11 protein-coding genes are annotated in these 13,282 nt (G+C 46.9%); 6 read left to right on the top strand and 5 right to left on the bottom strand.

Annotated features, from left to right (window positions below; genetic code table 11):
* The first annotated feature begins 109 nt into the window (after positions 1 to 109).
* Together EMM73_RS12035 and EMM73_RS12030 are read left to right on the top strand one after the other, a co-directional pair.
* Complete coding sequence (locus EMM73_RS12035; protein ID WP_127686686.1) at positions 110 to 895, top strand: hypothetical protein; 786 nt, start codon at positions 110 to 112, stop codon at positions 893 to 895.
* A gap of 133 nt (positions 896 to 1,028) precedes the next feature.
* Entirely contained in the window at positions 1,029 to 2,039 is a 1,011-nt protein-coding gene (locus EMM73_RS12030) for a Ca2+-dependent phosphoinositide-specific phospholipase C (protein ID WP_186435203.1), read from the top strand.
* Positions 2,040 to 2,219: 180 nt separating this feature from the next.
* Here EMM73_RS12030 and EMM73_RS12025 read toward each other — a convergent pair whose 3' ends face one another.
* Positions 2,220 to 3,050 (bottom strand): ion transporter, encoded by an 831-nt coding sequence (locus tag EMM73_RS12025; RefSeq protein ID WP_127686684.1) that lies wholly within the window; start codon positions 3,048 to 3,050, stop codon positions 2,220 to 2,222.
* A 172-nt stretch (positions 3,051 to 3,222) separates the two neighbouring features.
* Here EMM73_RS12025 and EMM73_RS12020 point away from each other — a divergent pair, with 172 nt between their 5' ends.
* A complete protein-coding gene (locus EMM73_RS12020) occupies positions 3,223 to 3,675 on the top strand; it encodes a hypothetical protein (RefSeq protein WP_127686683.1) in 453 nt (150 codons plus the stop codon).
* 27 nt (positions 3,676 to 3,702) lie between these two features.
* On the opposite strand, the gene EMM73_RS12015 is transcribed toward EMM73_RS12020, so the two are convergent.
* The 4 genes from EMM73_RS12015 to EMM73_RS12000 are packed head-to-tail and all read right to left on the bottom strand — an operon-like array spanning position 3,703 to position 10,088.
* Positions 3,703 to 4,320 (bottom strand): TetR/AcrR family transcriptional regulator, encoded by a 618-nt coding sequence (locus EMM73_RS12015; RefSeq protein ID WP_127686682.1) that lies wholly within the window; start codon positions 4,318 to 4,320, stop codon positions 3,703 to 3,705.
* A 42-nt stretch (positions 4,321 to 4,362) separates the two neighbouring features.
* Positions 4,363 to 5,778, bottom strand: a complete 1,416-nt coding sequence (locus EMM73_RS12010) for an efflux transporter outer membrane subunit (RefSeq protein ID WP_127686681.1) — start codon at positions 5,776 to 5,778, stop codon at positions 4,363 to 4,365.
* Positions 5,775 to 8,906: an efflux RND transporter permease subunit gene (locus tag EMM73_RS12005; protein WP_127686680.1), complete on the bottom strand. Its 3,132-nt coding sequence runs from the start codon at positions 8,904 to 8,906 to the stop codon at positions 5,775 to 5,777. The genes EMM73_RS12010 and EMM73_RS12005 overlap by 4 nt, the downstream gene beginning before the upstream one ends.
* An 18-nt stretch (positions 8,907 to 8,924) precedes the next feature.
* Positions 8,925 to 10,088, bottom strand: coding sequence for an efflux RND transporter periplasmic adaptor subunit (locus EMM73_RS12000; RefSeq protein ID WP_127686679.1), 1,164 nt, complete (start codon positions 10,086 to 10,088; stop codon positions 8,925 to 8,927).
* A 199-nt stretch (positions 10,089 to 10,287) separates the two neighbouring features.
* Here EMM73_RS12000 and hemN point away from each other — a divergent pair, with 199 nt between their 5' ends.
* The 3 genes from hemN (at position 10,288) to EMM73_RS11985 (ending at position 13,263) form a co-directional block, all read left to right on the top strand.
* Positions 10,288 to 11,664: an oxygen-independent coproporphyrinogen III oxidase gene (gene hemN, locus EMM73_RS11995; RefSeq protein WP_127686678.1), complete on the top strand. Its 1,377-nt coding sequence runs from the start codon at positions 10,288 to 10,290 to the stop codon at positions 11,662 to 11,664.
* 70 nt (positions 11,665 to 11,734) lie between these two features.
* Positions 11,735 to 13,063, top strand: a complete 1,329-nt coding sequence (gene trhP, locus EMM73_RS11990) for a prephenate-dependent tRNA uridine(34) hydroxylase TrhP (RefSeq protein ID WP_127686677.1) — start codon at positions 11,735 to 11,737, stop codon at positions 13,061 to 13,063.
* Positions 13,048 to 13,263: a YfhL family 4Fe-4S dicluster ferredoxin gene (locus EMM73_RS11985; protein ID WP_127686676.1), complete on the top strand. Its 216-nt coding sequence runs from the start codon at positions 13,048 to 13,050 to the stop codon at positions 13,261 to 13,263. The genes trhP and EMM73_RS11985 overlap by 16 nt, the downstream gene beginning before the upstream one ends.
* The last annotated feature ends 19 nt before the right edge of the window (positions 13,264 to 13,282 follow it).

Genomic DNA, 13,282 nt, shown 5'->3' with positions numbered 1-13,282 from the left:
AGTGGCATTTTTATGACAGGTTGATAAAGCTTTCACTACACTTGCCAAGCTGCTTGCTTTGCGGTTCACTGCTATCAGAAGCAAGACAGAGCCCAATCTGGAGCCAGGAATGTTAAAAAAATATCTGCAACAAATTCGTCAGGGCAAAGCTATGCATTATGGTCGCATGCTGGAGTTGTTGCCGCCGTTGTTTTATCAGAAAAAGTCAGAGATGTTTAAAGTGCGTCAGTTAGGCTCAGGTCGTTGGCAGGTCAGTATTGTTTCTGAGGTGCTATTTCGCCAGCTTGAACAGCAAGTGTGGCAACCAGCGTCCCGTAAAGAGGCCGCCCAGACTGGAAACTCGCATCAGGTGAATACATCTTTCGGTTATCAATTGGTGTACCACGAACGCTGTCAGAACCGGCAGCCAGAAGTCGTGGTGCTGGATGGCACAAATAAATTCCAGAGTTATCAAGCCAAACCCTGTTTATTGTTGATTGAAAACGAAGAATGTTTTTTCCGTTATCCAGAAATGTTACCTGTCTGCGGACAAATGCTGGCGCTGGATTTTTCTTTGCTTAACAGCGACATTGGCTTTGCGTCCGGTAGTAAAGCCAGTTCAGCCTTGCTGACACCTTTTTATCAGCAGTACCAACAGATTTATTGTGCTTTTGATTTTGACGCTGCAGCTTTGGAGTTGTTTGATTTATTAAAACAACGCCTGGGTGAAAAGCTAAGCTTTGTCACCCCTGCAGACTTTAGTCCCTGGCAGGAGTTATTTAATAACAAACCCAAGCATCCACATCAGTTAACTAAAGCGCTGGAATTGGCTGAAAAACACCACTTTTATGGCTTGTTGGAAGCATTACAGCTAAAAGGTTGCTTTTTAGAGCAGGAAGCGCTGCTGATAAATTAGCGCTTTGTTGTCGTTTTTTGTTCATTATTCCGCTCTATAGTGTTGTTTTATTTAGAAGGCTGAAACGATGTTACTTAGATTTTGCTGCGTTGCAGCGCTCTGCTTTTGCACTATGGTACAAGCGGCGGAATCGTTGAAATTAAACCAATTACAGTGGATTGGTTCGCATAACAGCTATAAGCAGGCCCTGCCAGAGGGGGTGAGTCACTACTTGCAACAACAAGGTCAGGATACATCATCTTTGCAGTATCAGCATTTAACCTTGCCCCAACAGTTAGAACTGGGGCTACGTCATCTGGAGCTGGACGTATTGGCTGATCCCACAGGTGGAATGTACCTGCAGCCAGCCGCAGAGCAATGGTTGGGCAAGTCGTTGTTATCAGCGGATTACAGGGCTAAATTACAACAACCCGGCTTTAAAGCATTTCATATTCCGGATATGGATTTTGCTTCACATTGCCCTTTGTTTCAGGACTGTCTGCGCCAATTAGTGGAATGGTCAAATCAACATAAAAATCATCTGCCGGTGGTGATTTTGCTTAATGTTAAAGAAAGTGGTGTGACTGGGGGTATTAAACCCCGCATTCTGACTGCTGAAGATTATGCTCAGTTGGATCAGGAAATCCGTGCCATAATCCCTGAGCAGAATCTGCTGACTCCTGATTTCGTCCGAAAACCTGGTCTGACTTTACAGCACACTGTGCTGACTCAAGGCTGGCCCAGTGTTGAATCATCCCGCGGCCGTTTTATGTTCTTGTTTGATGGTCAGCCAGCGCAGTTAGAGATCTATCGTCAACAGCATCCATCTTTGGCCGGACGAGTGATGTTTGGTAACTATCCGCCTGCCAGTGCTGAAGCTGCTATGGTTTTGCAGAATCAACCAGAGCAGCAGTTTGAGGCTATAGAAAAACTGGTGAAGCAAGGCTTTATAGTAAGGACCCGCAGTGACGAGTTTCATCCAACAGACTATTCGATTTCAAGACGGGAAGCCGCACTGAAAAGTGCAGCTCAGATTATATCAACAGATTTTTATCCGCAGGCTCCGCAACAAACTCCGGATTTAAAAGCCGTACATTTTCCGGATTTGAGCTTATGGCGTTGTCATCCGCAACTCACCAGCAGTCCTTGTATGCTGTCAGAATGAACCACAAAGCCAAAGCATAGTTTCCTTGTCTTTGGCGTGTCCTGGCCTCCAGATTCAGGTTTTAAGCTTGGCTCTTTCACTGCTGAAAATGAATAGGCAAGTATGACAAGAGTCAGAGCTGGAACTCAAAAAGGCTGATGTTGTAGCTGGGCCGCCCGGTAAAATCAGGGGCCAGATCACTTATGGCTGCTTGTGTTGTTTCAGTTCAGCTCTTAAAGCCTGCAACTCCTGCTTGATATCTGCCAATTGTTGATGCATCAACTGTTGTTCTGCCTGTTCAGCTTTTTTATCCTCGGCTCGTTCTGCGGCATGTTCCTGATCGGTAAAAGTTTGCATAGTGTTGACGATAATGGCGATAAATAGGTTTAGCATGGTAAAAGTGGCTATTAAGATAAAAGGCACAAAAAAGGCCCAGGCATAAGGGAACTGTTCCATCACAGGACGGGAAATACCCATAGACCAGCTTTCTAGTGTCATCACCTGAAACAGCGTGTAGAACGAAGCGCCAAGAGAGCCAAACCACTCAGGGAAAGCGGCACTAAATAACTTAGTGGCGATAACGGCAAAGACGTAATAAATCAGCAGCAATACCATAGCAATGGAGCCTAAACCCGGTAAAGAGCCAAGCAGAGCCGAAACCACACGGCGCATTGAAGGCACGATAGACAATAAACGTAGCACCCGCAGCACCCTTAAAGCCCGCAGCACTGAGAACTGACCAGTCGCCGGCATAAGAGCTATGGCCACTACGGCAAAATCAAATAAACTCCAGGAGTCTTTAAAAAAATTGAGGCGATAGGCAAAGATCCTCAGCAGCAGCTCGAGAACAAAAACTGCGAGCAAAATTTTATCCGCCAGCAGTATGACTGAGCCAAACTCCTGCATCAGTGAAGCTGACGTTTCTAAGCCTAACAAAACAGCATTGATTAAAATCAGCACTAAAATACTGTGGTTAAACCAAGTGGTCTCGACTAACTGCAGCACTTTTTGTTGCATGTTATATGGTTTCATTTTTCCCTCATGATTAAGAAATTTTCCGCATTGTAGCTGCGTTCAAATGAACTTGGTAGCTGTCCTTCAACTGCCATTGCAGTGCTGTCAAAGCAATGACTTTAAGCGCTGGCCTGTATCTTGCTTTGGTACGCTTTGAGTCAAAGTGGGCAAGAAATAAAGGACAGAGTTTATGAAACTGGATAACAGCAATCTTTTTGAAACCCTGAGTCAATTACGCTCAAATCAGTATTCGGCTTTGTATACAGCAGTGGCAAAAAAAGAAACGCACTCCGCCACCGGAACAGTGGAAAAACCAGCAGAGGGCAGCGCAGAGGAAACTGCACAAGCTAAAACTTTGGTTTTTGACAATATGACTCGTAAGCAATTATCGGATTGGCTGACGAAAGGATTGGACAGCGGTAAAATTCCGGCTGAGCAGGAGCAGGCATTTAGGGTATTGTTGTATTCAGGTAAAACCGAGAGCTCAGATGAGCAAGCCACTACGGATAATCAGGCTATAGATTTTACTGCAAAAGCCAAAGAGGCTTTAAGTAGCGCAGTGCAGCGCAATGATAAAAGCTCTATTCTGTTTTGGGCCAATGCGATGGCGACTATGAATCAGTTTCAGGGCAAAGAAAAATAAGGCAGTAAATACTGCCTTATTCGTTCTCTAATTAAAGGGCGACAATAAAGTCCGTAGTGCAGGTCGTAAAGCCAGCAATATCGTATCTTTTTGCAGTTCAGGGTACAAAGTCCGGCGCATCGCCAAACCTGTGATCATGGCAAAAATCACATTGATACGTGCATCCAGTTCCTTGTCTGTTGCATCTTTTACTAAGCTGCGTTCGCCGGTTAATAATCTTCGGAATCTTGCTCTGGCATGGGTATCGGATTGTTGCATCAAAAAGGCTACTTTTTGATTGCGGGCTGCTTCGGCTAACATTTCCAGCTCTAATGCATTTTTCTCTTTGTCTATATGACGTTCAACACCATGGTCTGCACCGTCCAGCATATTAGTCAGCAGTTCGCCTGGATCGTCTTCAAATTGCTGAAATACAGAAAACATTTCTTCCATATCGCGCTGAATAATAGCTTCGATAATGGCTTCTTTACTGTTGAAATAATTGTAAATATGACCAGCGCTCATACCAGCAGTTTTCGAAATCTCTGCCATGCCAGCACCATGGTAGCCTTTACGACGGAAGCAGTCTGCTGCCGCGGTCAGGACCTGGTTTCTGCGCGCCTCAGCTAAGGCTGGATCTGAATGTCGTTTTTGTTTTTCTGTCATAGGGTACTCCAACACCGGGCTTCAAAGCCCGGCTATTGCTTATTATTCCACTGCACTGACATTGCTCTGCCAACCACCGCCGAGCACTTTATACAAACTAATCTGGCTGGCAAGCAAAGCTTGCTGGCCACTGATTAATTGTTGTTGTGCGCTGTACCAGGATCGCTGCGCGTCCAGTACCTGCAGATAGCTGTCAGCCCCTTGTTTAAAGCGAGCTTCGGACAAGACAAAGCTTTGCTGGTTACTGTTGGCCAAATCCTGTTGCGCCTGCAGCTGAGCGGCATAACCTTGGCGATCCGCTAAGCTGTCAGACACTTCACGAAAGGCCTGCTGGATTTTTTGCTGGTAAGTTGCCAGTGCCACTTGCTGCTGAGCTTCAGCGACCTCCAGATTGGCTTGGGTACGGCCCATATTAAAGATCGGCAGGTTGACTGAAGGCATAAAACTCCAGCTGCCCGAGCCACCTTTAAACAGATTATCCAAATCGCTTGATGCTGAGCCTGCATTGGCTGTTAAGCTGATGCTGGGGAAAAATGCGGCTTTGGCTATGCCAATATTGGCGTTAGCGGCCAACAAGTCATGTTCAGCGGCTTTTAGGTCTGGCCGTTGTTGCAGTAAATCTGAAGGTAAACCTGCCGGTAATTCAGGTAACTGCAGTAGTTTGCTTAGTGGCTGATCCGGCAGCAGATCCTCAGATACTGTAGCGCCTGTTAGCACATCCAACGCATTTTTATCTCTGGCCAACAAGCGCTGATAACGCGCCATATCTACTTGGGCTGTTGCAACCGTACTTTTCACTTGCTGCAAGGTTAAAGCGGAAGCCGCCCCTAAGTTATAGCTTTGTTCAGTCAGTTCCAGAGTTTTTTGCTGGCTATGCAGCGTATGAGTGGCCAGCTCAAGTAATTGCTGATCAGCCGCATAAGTTAACCAGGCATTGGCTAGCTCAGATACCAGGCTGATCTGGCTACTCAACTGGGCCTGCTCTGTGGAATAGAGCTGTTGCAAAGCTTGTTCTGACTGATTACGTACCTTGCCCCAGAAATCCAGCTCGTAGCTTGTGATGCCGACAGTTGCGCTGTATTGCTGACTGATTTGCGCATTGCCTGTGCCTGTTAGATCGGCAGGTAAACGCTGGCGTGTGCCTGAAGCCTTTAAATCCAGCGACGGATACAAAGCTGAGTCTTCAATCTGATACAAAGCCCGCACCCGCTGCACGTTCAGTGCAGCGATTTGCAGATCTTTGTTGTTTGAAAGGCTGAGCTCTATCAGTTGCTGTAGCTTAGGGTTGTTGAAAAACTGTTGCCAATGCAGTTCTGCTGCAGCAGTGCCTGAGCCTTGTGCAGCTAATGCATAAGCATCAGGCACAGGTAATTCAACAGCTTGCTGCTCTGGTGCCAGCTGGCAGGCAGTTAATACCAGCAGGGCCAGAGTGCTTAAACTTAAAGTTTTTAATTTCATTCGGCTTTCTCCTGAGCTGTTTGGTGTTTGCCAGGGAATACACGGCGAACCAACACAAAAAACATCGGAACAAATACCACCACCAGAATAGATGAAGCTAAGGTACCGCCTATCACTGAAATACCCAGAGCGTTCTGCGCGCCAGAACCCGCACTTGAGGCTATGGCCAAAGGCAATACACCACAAATAAAAGCCATAGAAGTCATAATAATAGGGCGCAAACGTAAACGTACTGCTTCAATAGCTGCTTCGACTAAGCCTAAGCCCTGCTCCATCCGGTGTATGGCAAATTCCACAATCAGAATGGCATTTTTCGAGGCCAAACCTATGGTGGTTAACAAACCCACCTGCAGATAAATATCGTTAGACAAGCTACTGAGTAGCGCAGCCAACGCGGCACCAAATACACCCAGTGGTACTATCATCATGACTGCTGCAGGTACAGACCAGCTTTCGTACAATGCCGCCAGACAGAGGAATACCACCAACAAGGATAAGGCATACAGCAGAGGCGCCTGACCACCACTTAAACGTTCCTCGTAGGAAATACCAGTCCATTCATAGGAGATGCCTGGTGGCAGCTGTTTAATCAGCTTTTCCATTTCATCCATAGCCTGACCTGTGCTGTAACCAGGAGCTGCAGCCCCTTGAATTTCCATGGCGGCAAAACCGTTATAACGCTCTAACCGAGGCGAACCATAAGTCCAGTGCGAGCTGGCAAAAGCGGAGAATGGGACCATCTCACCTGAATTGTTACGCACATACCATTTGGTTAAATCTTCTGGCACCATGCGGCTGTCTGCTGTACCTTGCAGATAAACTTTTTTCACCCGGCCACGGTCAATAAAATCGTTGACGTAGCTACTACCCCAGGCTGTTGACAGCGTGCTGTTGATATCGGCCTGACTGACACCTAAAGCTTCAGCTTTTGCTAAGTCGATGTCCAGTTTCAGCTCTGGCATATCTTCCTGACCATTAGGACGTACGCCAGCTAATACCGGGCTTTGGCCAGCCATACCCAACAACTGGTTACGAGCAGCCAATAACTGGTCATGACCTAAACCAGCTCTGTCTTGCAGAAAGACGTTAAAGCCATTGGCAGTACCAAGTTCTATCACCGCTGGTGGCGGGAAAGCAAAAACAAAAGCTTCTTTAATAGTCGAGAAATAACCCATGGCTTTGCCTGCGACAGCGCCTACGGATAAGTCAGGGCGTTGGCGTTCATCCCAATGTTTTAAATTGACAAAACCTAAGGCCGCGTTCTGACCTGACCCGGCGAAACTAAAGCCTGTAACGGTAAATATCGACTTCACCGCTTCGCTTTGCTCGTTAAGGAAATGGTTTTCCATTTTCTCTACTACTTTCAGGGTTTGTTCAGTGGTAGAACCTGCTGGTAACACCACCTGGTTAAACATAATGCCCTGATCTTCATCCGGTAAAAAGGCTGAAGGTAACTGGCTGAAAATGTACACCATGCCGCCAAAAATCAGCGCATAGCAAAGCAGGTAGCGTTTACTTTGCTGGATCATACGGCTGACAAAGTTTTGTGTGCCTTTGTTGGTGTTATCAAAACCACGGTTAAAACCAGAGAAAAACTTACCTAATACAGAGCCGTTGTCGTGCACATGGCTTGGTTTTAATAAAGTCGCACACAAGGCTGGCGTTAGAATTAAAGCAACCAGTACCGACAAGCCCATAGCAGAGACCAAAGTGATAGAGAACTGACGGTAAATCACACCCGTAGAGCCACCAAAAAACGCCATAGGCACGAAGACAGCAGACAACACCATAGCTATACCCACCAGTGCGCCTTTGATTTCATCCATCGATTTGCGGGTGGCCTCCAGTGCAGACAAGCCTTCTTCGGTCATCACCCGTTCGACGTTTTCGACCACGACAATGGCGTCATCGACCAGCAGACCTATCGCCAGCACCATAGCAAACATAGTCAGGGTATTAATGGAGTAACCAAAGGCCGCTAAAATGGCAAAGGTTCCCAGTAAAACCACTGGCACTGCGATAGTAGGAATTAAGGTAGCGCGGAAATTCTGCAGGAACAGATACATCACCACAAACACCAGTACCACGGCTTCAATTAAGGTATGTACTACTTTTTCAATCGACAAGGAGACAAAAGGTGTAGTGTCGTAGGGCACCACAGCTTTTAAGCCTTCCGGGAAAAAGGGTTCCAGATCGGCCAGAGCTTGTTTCACGCCAGCTGCTGTTTCCAGCGCATTGGCACCACTGGCCAGTTTGATACCTATACCTGAAGCTGGCTTGCCATTAAAACGTGCTACTACACCGTAACTTTCGCCGCCCAATTCAACGTTAGCCACATCGCCTAAACGCACCACAGAACCGTCACCGTTAGTTTTTACCAGAATGTCACGGAATTGCTCTGCGGTTTGCAGCCGGCTTTGTGCTGTGACTGTTGCATTTAATTGCTGACCTTCGATGGCAGGCATGCCGCCTAACTGACCGGCAGACACCTGAGCATTTTGCGCACTGATGGCAGCGCTGATATCGGCAGTGGTCAGTTTGTAGTTTTGTAGTTTGGCTGGGTCTAACCAGATCCGCATGGCATATTGAGAACCAAACAACTGCACTTCGCCCACGCCGTTTACACGGGAGATCACATCCTGTACGTTGGATGAAATATAGTCACCTATGTCGATGTTCGTCATGCTGCCGTCTTCGGAGACAAAACCTGCCACTAACAAAAAGTTAACCGCTGATTTGGCCACGGCGACGCCTTGTCGCTGCACTTCTTCAGGTAGCAGTGGTGTGGCCAAAGCCAGTTTATTTTGCACCTGAACCTGAGCAATATCAGGATCTGTATCAGCGGTGAAGTTTAAGGTGATGGTCATTGAACCGCTGGATTCAGAAGTCGATGACATATACATCAGACCATCTAATCCTTTCATTTTCTGTTCTATAACCTGGGTAACCGTATCTTCCAGAGTACGGGCAGATGCACCAGGATAGTTGGCTGTGATACTTATAGCAGGTGGTGCTATCGATGGATATTGAGCTATTGGCAAAGCGTTGATGGCTAAAATACCTGCCAGCATCACTACTATCGCCAACACCCAGGCAAAAATCGGCCTGTCGATAAAAAATCGTGACATCAGAATTCTCCGTTGGCTTTACTGGGATTTGGCTTGAGCAGCGGCTTCGGCAGGTACTGCCTGTACCGGCGCACCAGGACCTATTTTCTGTAGGCCTTCAATAATCAGCTGATCACCGTCATTTAAGCCACTGCTGACCAGCCAGTCTGAACCTATGGTGCGGTCGGCTTGTAAAATACGTGCTTCCACTATGCCTTCTTTGCCAACTACCATGGCCGTCGCTTCACCTTTGTTATTGCGACTGACACCACGTTGAGGGGCCAGAATAGCGTTGGCTTTTACCCCTTCAACCACTTCGGCACGCACATACATACCTGGCAGCAGTAATTTTTCAGGGTTAGGAAATTGCGCTCTTAAGGTGACAGAACCTGTGCCTGGATCTACTGTCACTTCAGAAAATTGCAAAGTGCCTTTATGTGGATAGACAGTGTCGTCTTCCATAGTTAATTCAACCACAGTCTGGGTAGCCTCGTCTGAACCTAAAGCACCTGAGGCCAGCGCTTTTTTCAGCTGCAGCATCTCGTTGCTGGATTGAGTCAGGTCGACATAAATTGGATCTAATTGAGTTACTGTCGCCAAAGCTGAACTTTGATTGGCACTGACTAAAGCGCCGGCAGTGACAGCTGATTTACTGATTTGGCCGCTGATAGGGGACAAAACTTTGCTGTAGTTCAGATTAATCTGCGCTGTTTTCAGCTGCGCCTGAGCTGTTAATACATCCGCCTGAGCTTGTTTATAGGCCGCGTCTGCTTCATCAAATTCTTGCTGACTAACCGCCTTAATTTTTAACAGTTCGGTATAACGACTGGCTTTGGCTTTGCTGCTGGCAATGCTGGCCTGAGCTCGCGCTACTGCTGCTTTAGCGCTGGAAAGCTGAGCTTCAAAAGTCGCTGGGTCTATTTGATACAAGGCCTGACCGGCTTTCACTTCACTGCCTTCGGTAAATAAACGTTGCAGCACTATGCCGTCGACCTGAGGGCGAATTTCCGCAATTTGTGACGCGGCAACACGACCTGGCAATTGTTTAGTCAGGGTTATGGCCTGACTTTTCAAAGTAACGACACCAACAGGTATGGCCTGTACAGCAGGCGCTTGAGCTTGTTGTGCTTGACCACAACCGGCCAAAGTCACAGAGCCAGCCAGGGCTGAAAGGGCAAAAAAGACAATGCGGGAAGGTTGCATATTTAGAATCTCCTTTAGAGTGAACGTTCATTCTAAAATGTTTTGTCAGATTTAGCCAGCTCAATTTGTCGCCGTTTTACAGGTTTTTACCGAGAAAAATAAATTTAAGCGCAGGAAAAACCAGCTTTGTTATTTCAGATCAAGAGACAGTCAGCTGCAGTCTTTTACACTTTGCTTAATTTTGTTGCAGGGGCAAATAATGATGGACTTAGCATCTCAGCTTTTATGGTCTTCCGAATTGGTACAGAAGTACTCGGTGAATGGACCACGTTATACCTCTTACCCTACGGCTTTATCTTTATTACCGGACTTTCCTGCCTCAGCGGTGCAAGCCGCTTTGGCGGGTTCTGCTGCTGAGTTGTGTTTGTATCTGCATATCCCATTTTGCCAGCAGCTCTGTTATTACTGCGGCTGCAATAAAATAGTGACTCGCCACAGTACAAAAGCCGATTTGTACCTGTTGGCGCTGGAGCAGGAGATGGGGCTGTATCAGCATTTATTGGCAGATAAAACTATCTCTCAGCTGCATTTAGGCGGTGGTACCCCAACTTTTTTAACCGAAGAGCAGCTATCGTTGCTAATGCAGCTGTTACGGCAGCATTTTGTGTTTAAAGCCGATGCTGAGCTATCGGTAGAAATTGATCCTCGCAGTTGTTCTTTGGATAAACTGGCGCATCTGCGTGAACTTGGATTCAGCCGGCTAAGCTTTGGTGTGCAAGACTTTGATGAACAGGTGCAAGTTGCTATTAACAGGGTGCAAAGCGAGGAGCTGGTGCGGGTTTTGGTATTGCATGCCAGAGCTTTGGGTTTTAGTTCAATCAACCTGGATTTGGTCTATGGTTTGCCTTATCAGCAAGCCACAAGTTTTGCCGAAACTCTGGATAAAGTACTGGAACTGGATCCGGATCGAGTGTCGTTGTTCAGTTATGCCCATATGCCGACTCGTTTTGCCGCGCAGCGAAAAATTCCGACGCGAAGCTTGCCTCAAGCAGAAGATAAATTGGCCTTATTGCAACTGGCAATAGAGCGTTTTAGTCAGGCTGGCTATCAGTGTATTGGCATGGATCATTTCGCCAAAGCCACAGACAAGCTGGCGATAGCACAGCAACAAGGCAAATTGCAGCGTAATTTTCAGGGCTATACCACAGCAGGACAAGATGCTTTGGTGGGGTTAGGTGTGTCGTCCATCAGTCAAGTCAATGGTGTGATTTGGCAAAATCAAAAGGATCTACAGCAATATCAGCAGCAATTGGCCTTAGGCCAATGGCCGGTAGATAAAGGATTGAGTCTAACTCGGGACGATAAAATCAGAGCCGCTTTAATCAGCCAGTTGATTTGTCACTTTGAATTGGACATCCCTGACTTTTGTCTACGTTTTGGTTTAACAGACTTTTGGGATTACTTTGCTGATGTGCTGCCTAAACTAGAGCCTTTGCGTGCCGATGCTTTGGTTAGCTATTCTGATGAGCATATTCAAGTTACAGCTCTGGGCCGTTTACTGGTGCGCATTGTCTGCGCCTGTTTTGATCGTTATCTGGCTAAAAACGATCATTTGAGTTATTCCAAAGTGGTTTGATCCAACGCAAGATCCTGAACTGAGCAGGCGCTAAGATGCGCCTTTTCTTTTCGGACTTTAGATTGCAGCGATGAATGTTCCTGAGCTCTTATCCCCAGCCGGTAGTTTAAAAGCCATGCGCATGGCTTTTGCTTATGGCGCTGATGCTGTGTATGCCGGCCAGCCGCGTTTTAGTTTGCGGGTGCGCAATAATGAATTTGATTTAGCCACTTTGGCCATTGGTATTGACGAAGCGCATCAGCTGGGTAAAAAGTTTTATCTGGTAGTCAATATTGCGCCCCATAACAGTAAGTTAGAGCGTTTTGTTGAAGATATGGCTCCGGCTGTAGCGTTAAAACCTGACGCCCTTATTGTCTCTGACCCTGGTGTTGTATTTTTACTGCGTCAGCATTTCCCACAGATCCCTTTGCATTTGTCGGTGCAGGCCAACACAGTCAATTGGGCTGCCGTGTTGTTCTGGCAGCAACAAGGCATAGAAAGGGTGATTTTATCCCGAGAGCTGGCGTTGGAGGAGATAGCACAAATCCGTGAAAAAGTACCAGAGATGGAGCTGGAGGTGTTTGTGCATGGTGCTTTGTGTATGGCTTATTCAGGTCGCTGTTTATTATCAGGTTATATCAACAAACGAGATCCTAACCAGGGTGCTTGTACTAATGCTTGTCGCTGGTCTTATCAAAGTCATCAGGCTGAAGCCGATGAGGTGGGGCAATACAGGCCTGTCGCTTCAGCCTTGCCAGCTCCTGTGTTGGTAGAAGAGCAAGGCAGACCGGGTGAGCTGATGTTGCTGGATGAAGACGAACATGGTAGTTACATCTTTAATTCCAAAGATTTGCGCGCTGTACAACATGTAGCTGCATTCACAGCTATGGGGGTGCATTCACTGAAAATAGAGGGCCGTACTAAATCACCTTATTATGTGGCTCGTACTGCACAGGTGTATCGCAAAGCCATAGATGATGCAATGGCTGGTAAAGGGTTTGACGCCACCTTGCTACAGCAACTGAATGGCATGGCCAATCGCGGCTTTACCGAAGGTTTTTTACGTCGCCATCTGAGTGCTGAATTGCAAAATTACCAGACCAGCCACAGTGAAGGTGAGCAGTTACTGGTGGGGGAATTTAGTGGAGAGTTCAATGCACAGGGACATGCCTCGCTGCAGGTAAAGAATCGTTTTACAACAGAAGATCAACTGGTGTTGATGACACCAGAAGGCATTCAGGTGGTAGACGCAGTCTTTTATGATCAACACGGCCAAGAACTGCTGGTTGCGCCTGGTTCAGGCTATCAAGTCTGGTTTCAGTTGCCTGATGGCGTCAATCCGGCTTACGGTTTTTTGTTAAAACAACAAGATGTGCAAGTTCAGTCAAGTAGCGGAGCCGTATCATGTCAGTGTGGATAGAGGCTTTGTGTATTAATTGCGATATGTGCGTGCCTGAATGCCCCAATACTGCTATTTTCCGTGGTGAGCACCACTACCAGGTGAATGCAGACTTATGTACGGAGTGTATAGGTTTTTACGACAAACCTGCCTGTATTGAAGTCTGCCCGCTGGATTGTATTCAGTACCTTCCGGCCAAATCTGGTCCTGCTGCAATTTAATTTATTCATCTGGTCTTCT

The organism is Rheinheimera sediminis (genome assembly GCF_004005375.1).
Lineage (GTDB): Bacteria > Pseudomonadota > Gammaproteobacteria > Enterobacterales > Alteromonadaceae > Pararheinheimera.
This window is presented reverse-complemented; position numbering and strand designations above follow the sequence as displayed.

What these genes read in the sequence shown, in the direction of transcription:
- EMM73_RS12035 (WP_127686686.1), top strand. Translation starts at nt 110, where the DNA reads ATGTTAAAAAAATATCTGCAACAAATTCGTCAGGGCAAAGCTATGCAT.
- EMM73_RS12025 (WP_127686684.1), bottom strand. Translation starts at nt 3,050, where the DNA reads ATGAAACCATATAACATGCAACAAAAAGTGCTGCAGTTAGTCGAGACC.
- EMM73_RS12020 (WP_127686683.1), top strand. Translation starts at nt 3,223, where the DNA reads ATGAAACTGGATAACAGCAATCTTTTTGAAACCCTGAGTCAATTACGC.
- EMM73_RS12015 (WP_127686682.1), bottom strand. Translation starts at nt 4,320, where the DNA reads ATGACAGAAAAACAAAAACGACATTCAGATCCAGCCTTAGCTGAGGCG.
- EMM73_RS12010 (WP_127686681.1), bottom strand. Translation starts at nt 5,778, where the DNA reads ATGAAATTAAAAACTTTAAGTTTAAGCACTCTGGCCCTGCTGGTATTA.
- EMM73_RS12005 (WP_127686680.1), bottom strand. Translation starts at nt 8,906, where the DNA reads ATGTCACGATTTTTTATCGACAGGCCGATTTTTGCCTGGGTGTTGGCG.
- EMM73_RS12000 (WP_127686679.1), bottom strand. Translation starts at nt 10,088, where the DNA reads ATGCAACCTTCCCGCATTGTCTTTTTTGCCCTTTCAGCCCTGGCTGGC.
- hemN (WP_127686678.1), top strand. Translation starts at nt 10,288, where the DNA reads ATGATGGACTTAGCATCTCAGCTTTTATGGTCTTCCGAATTGGTACAG.
- trhP (WP_127686677.1), top strand. Translation starts at nt 11,735, where the DNA reads ATGAATGTTCCTGAGCTCTTATCCCCAGCCGGTAGTTTAAAAGCCATG.
- EMM73_RS11985 (WP_127686676.1), top strand. Translation starts at nt 13,048, where the DNA reads ATGTCAGTGTGGATAGAGGCTTTGTGTATTAATTGCGATATGTGCGTG.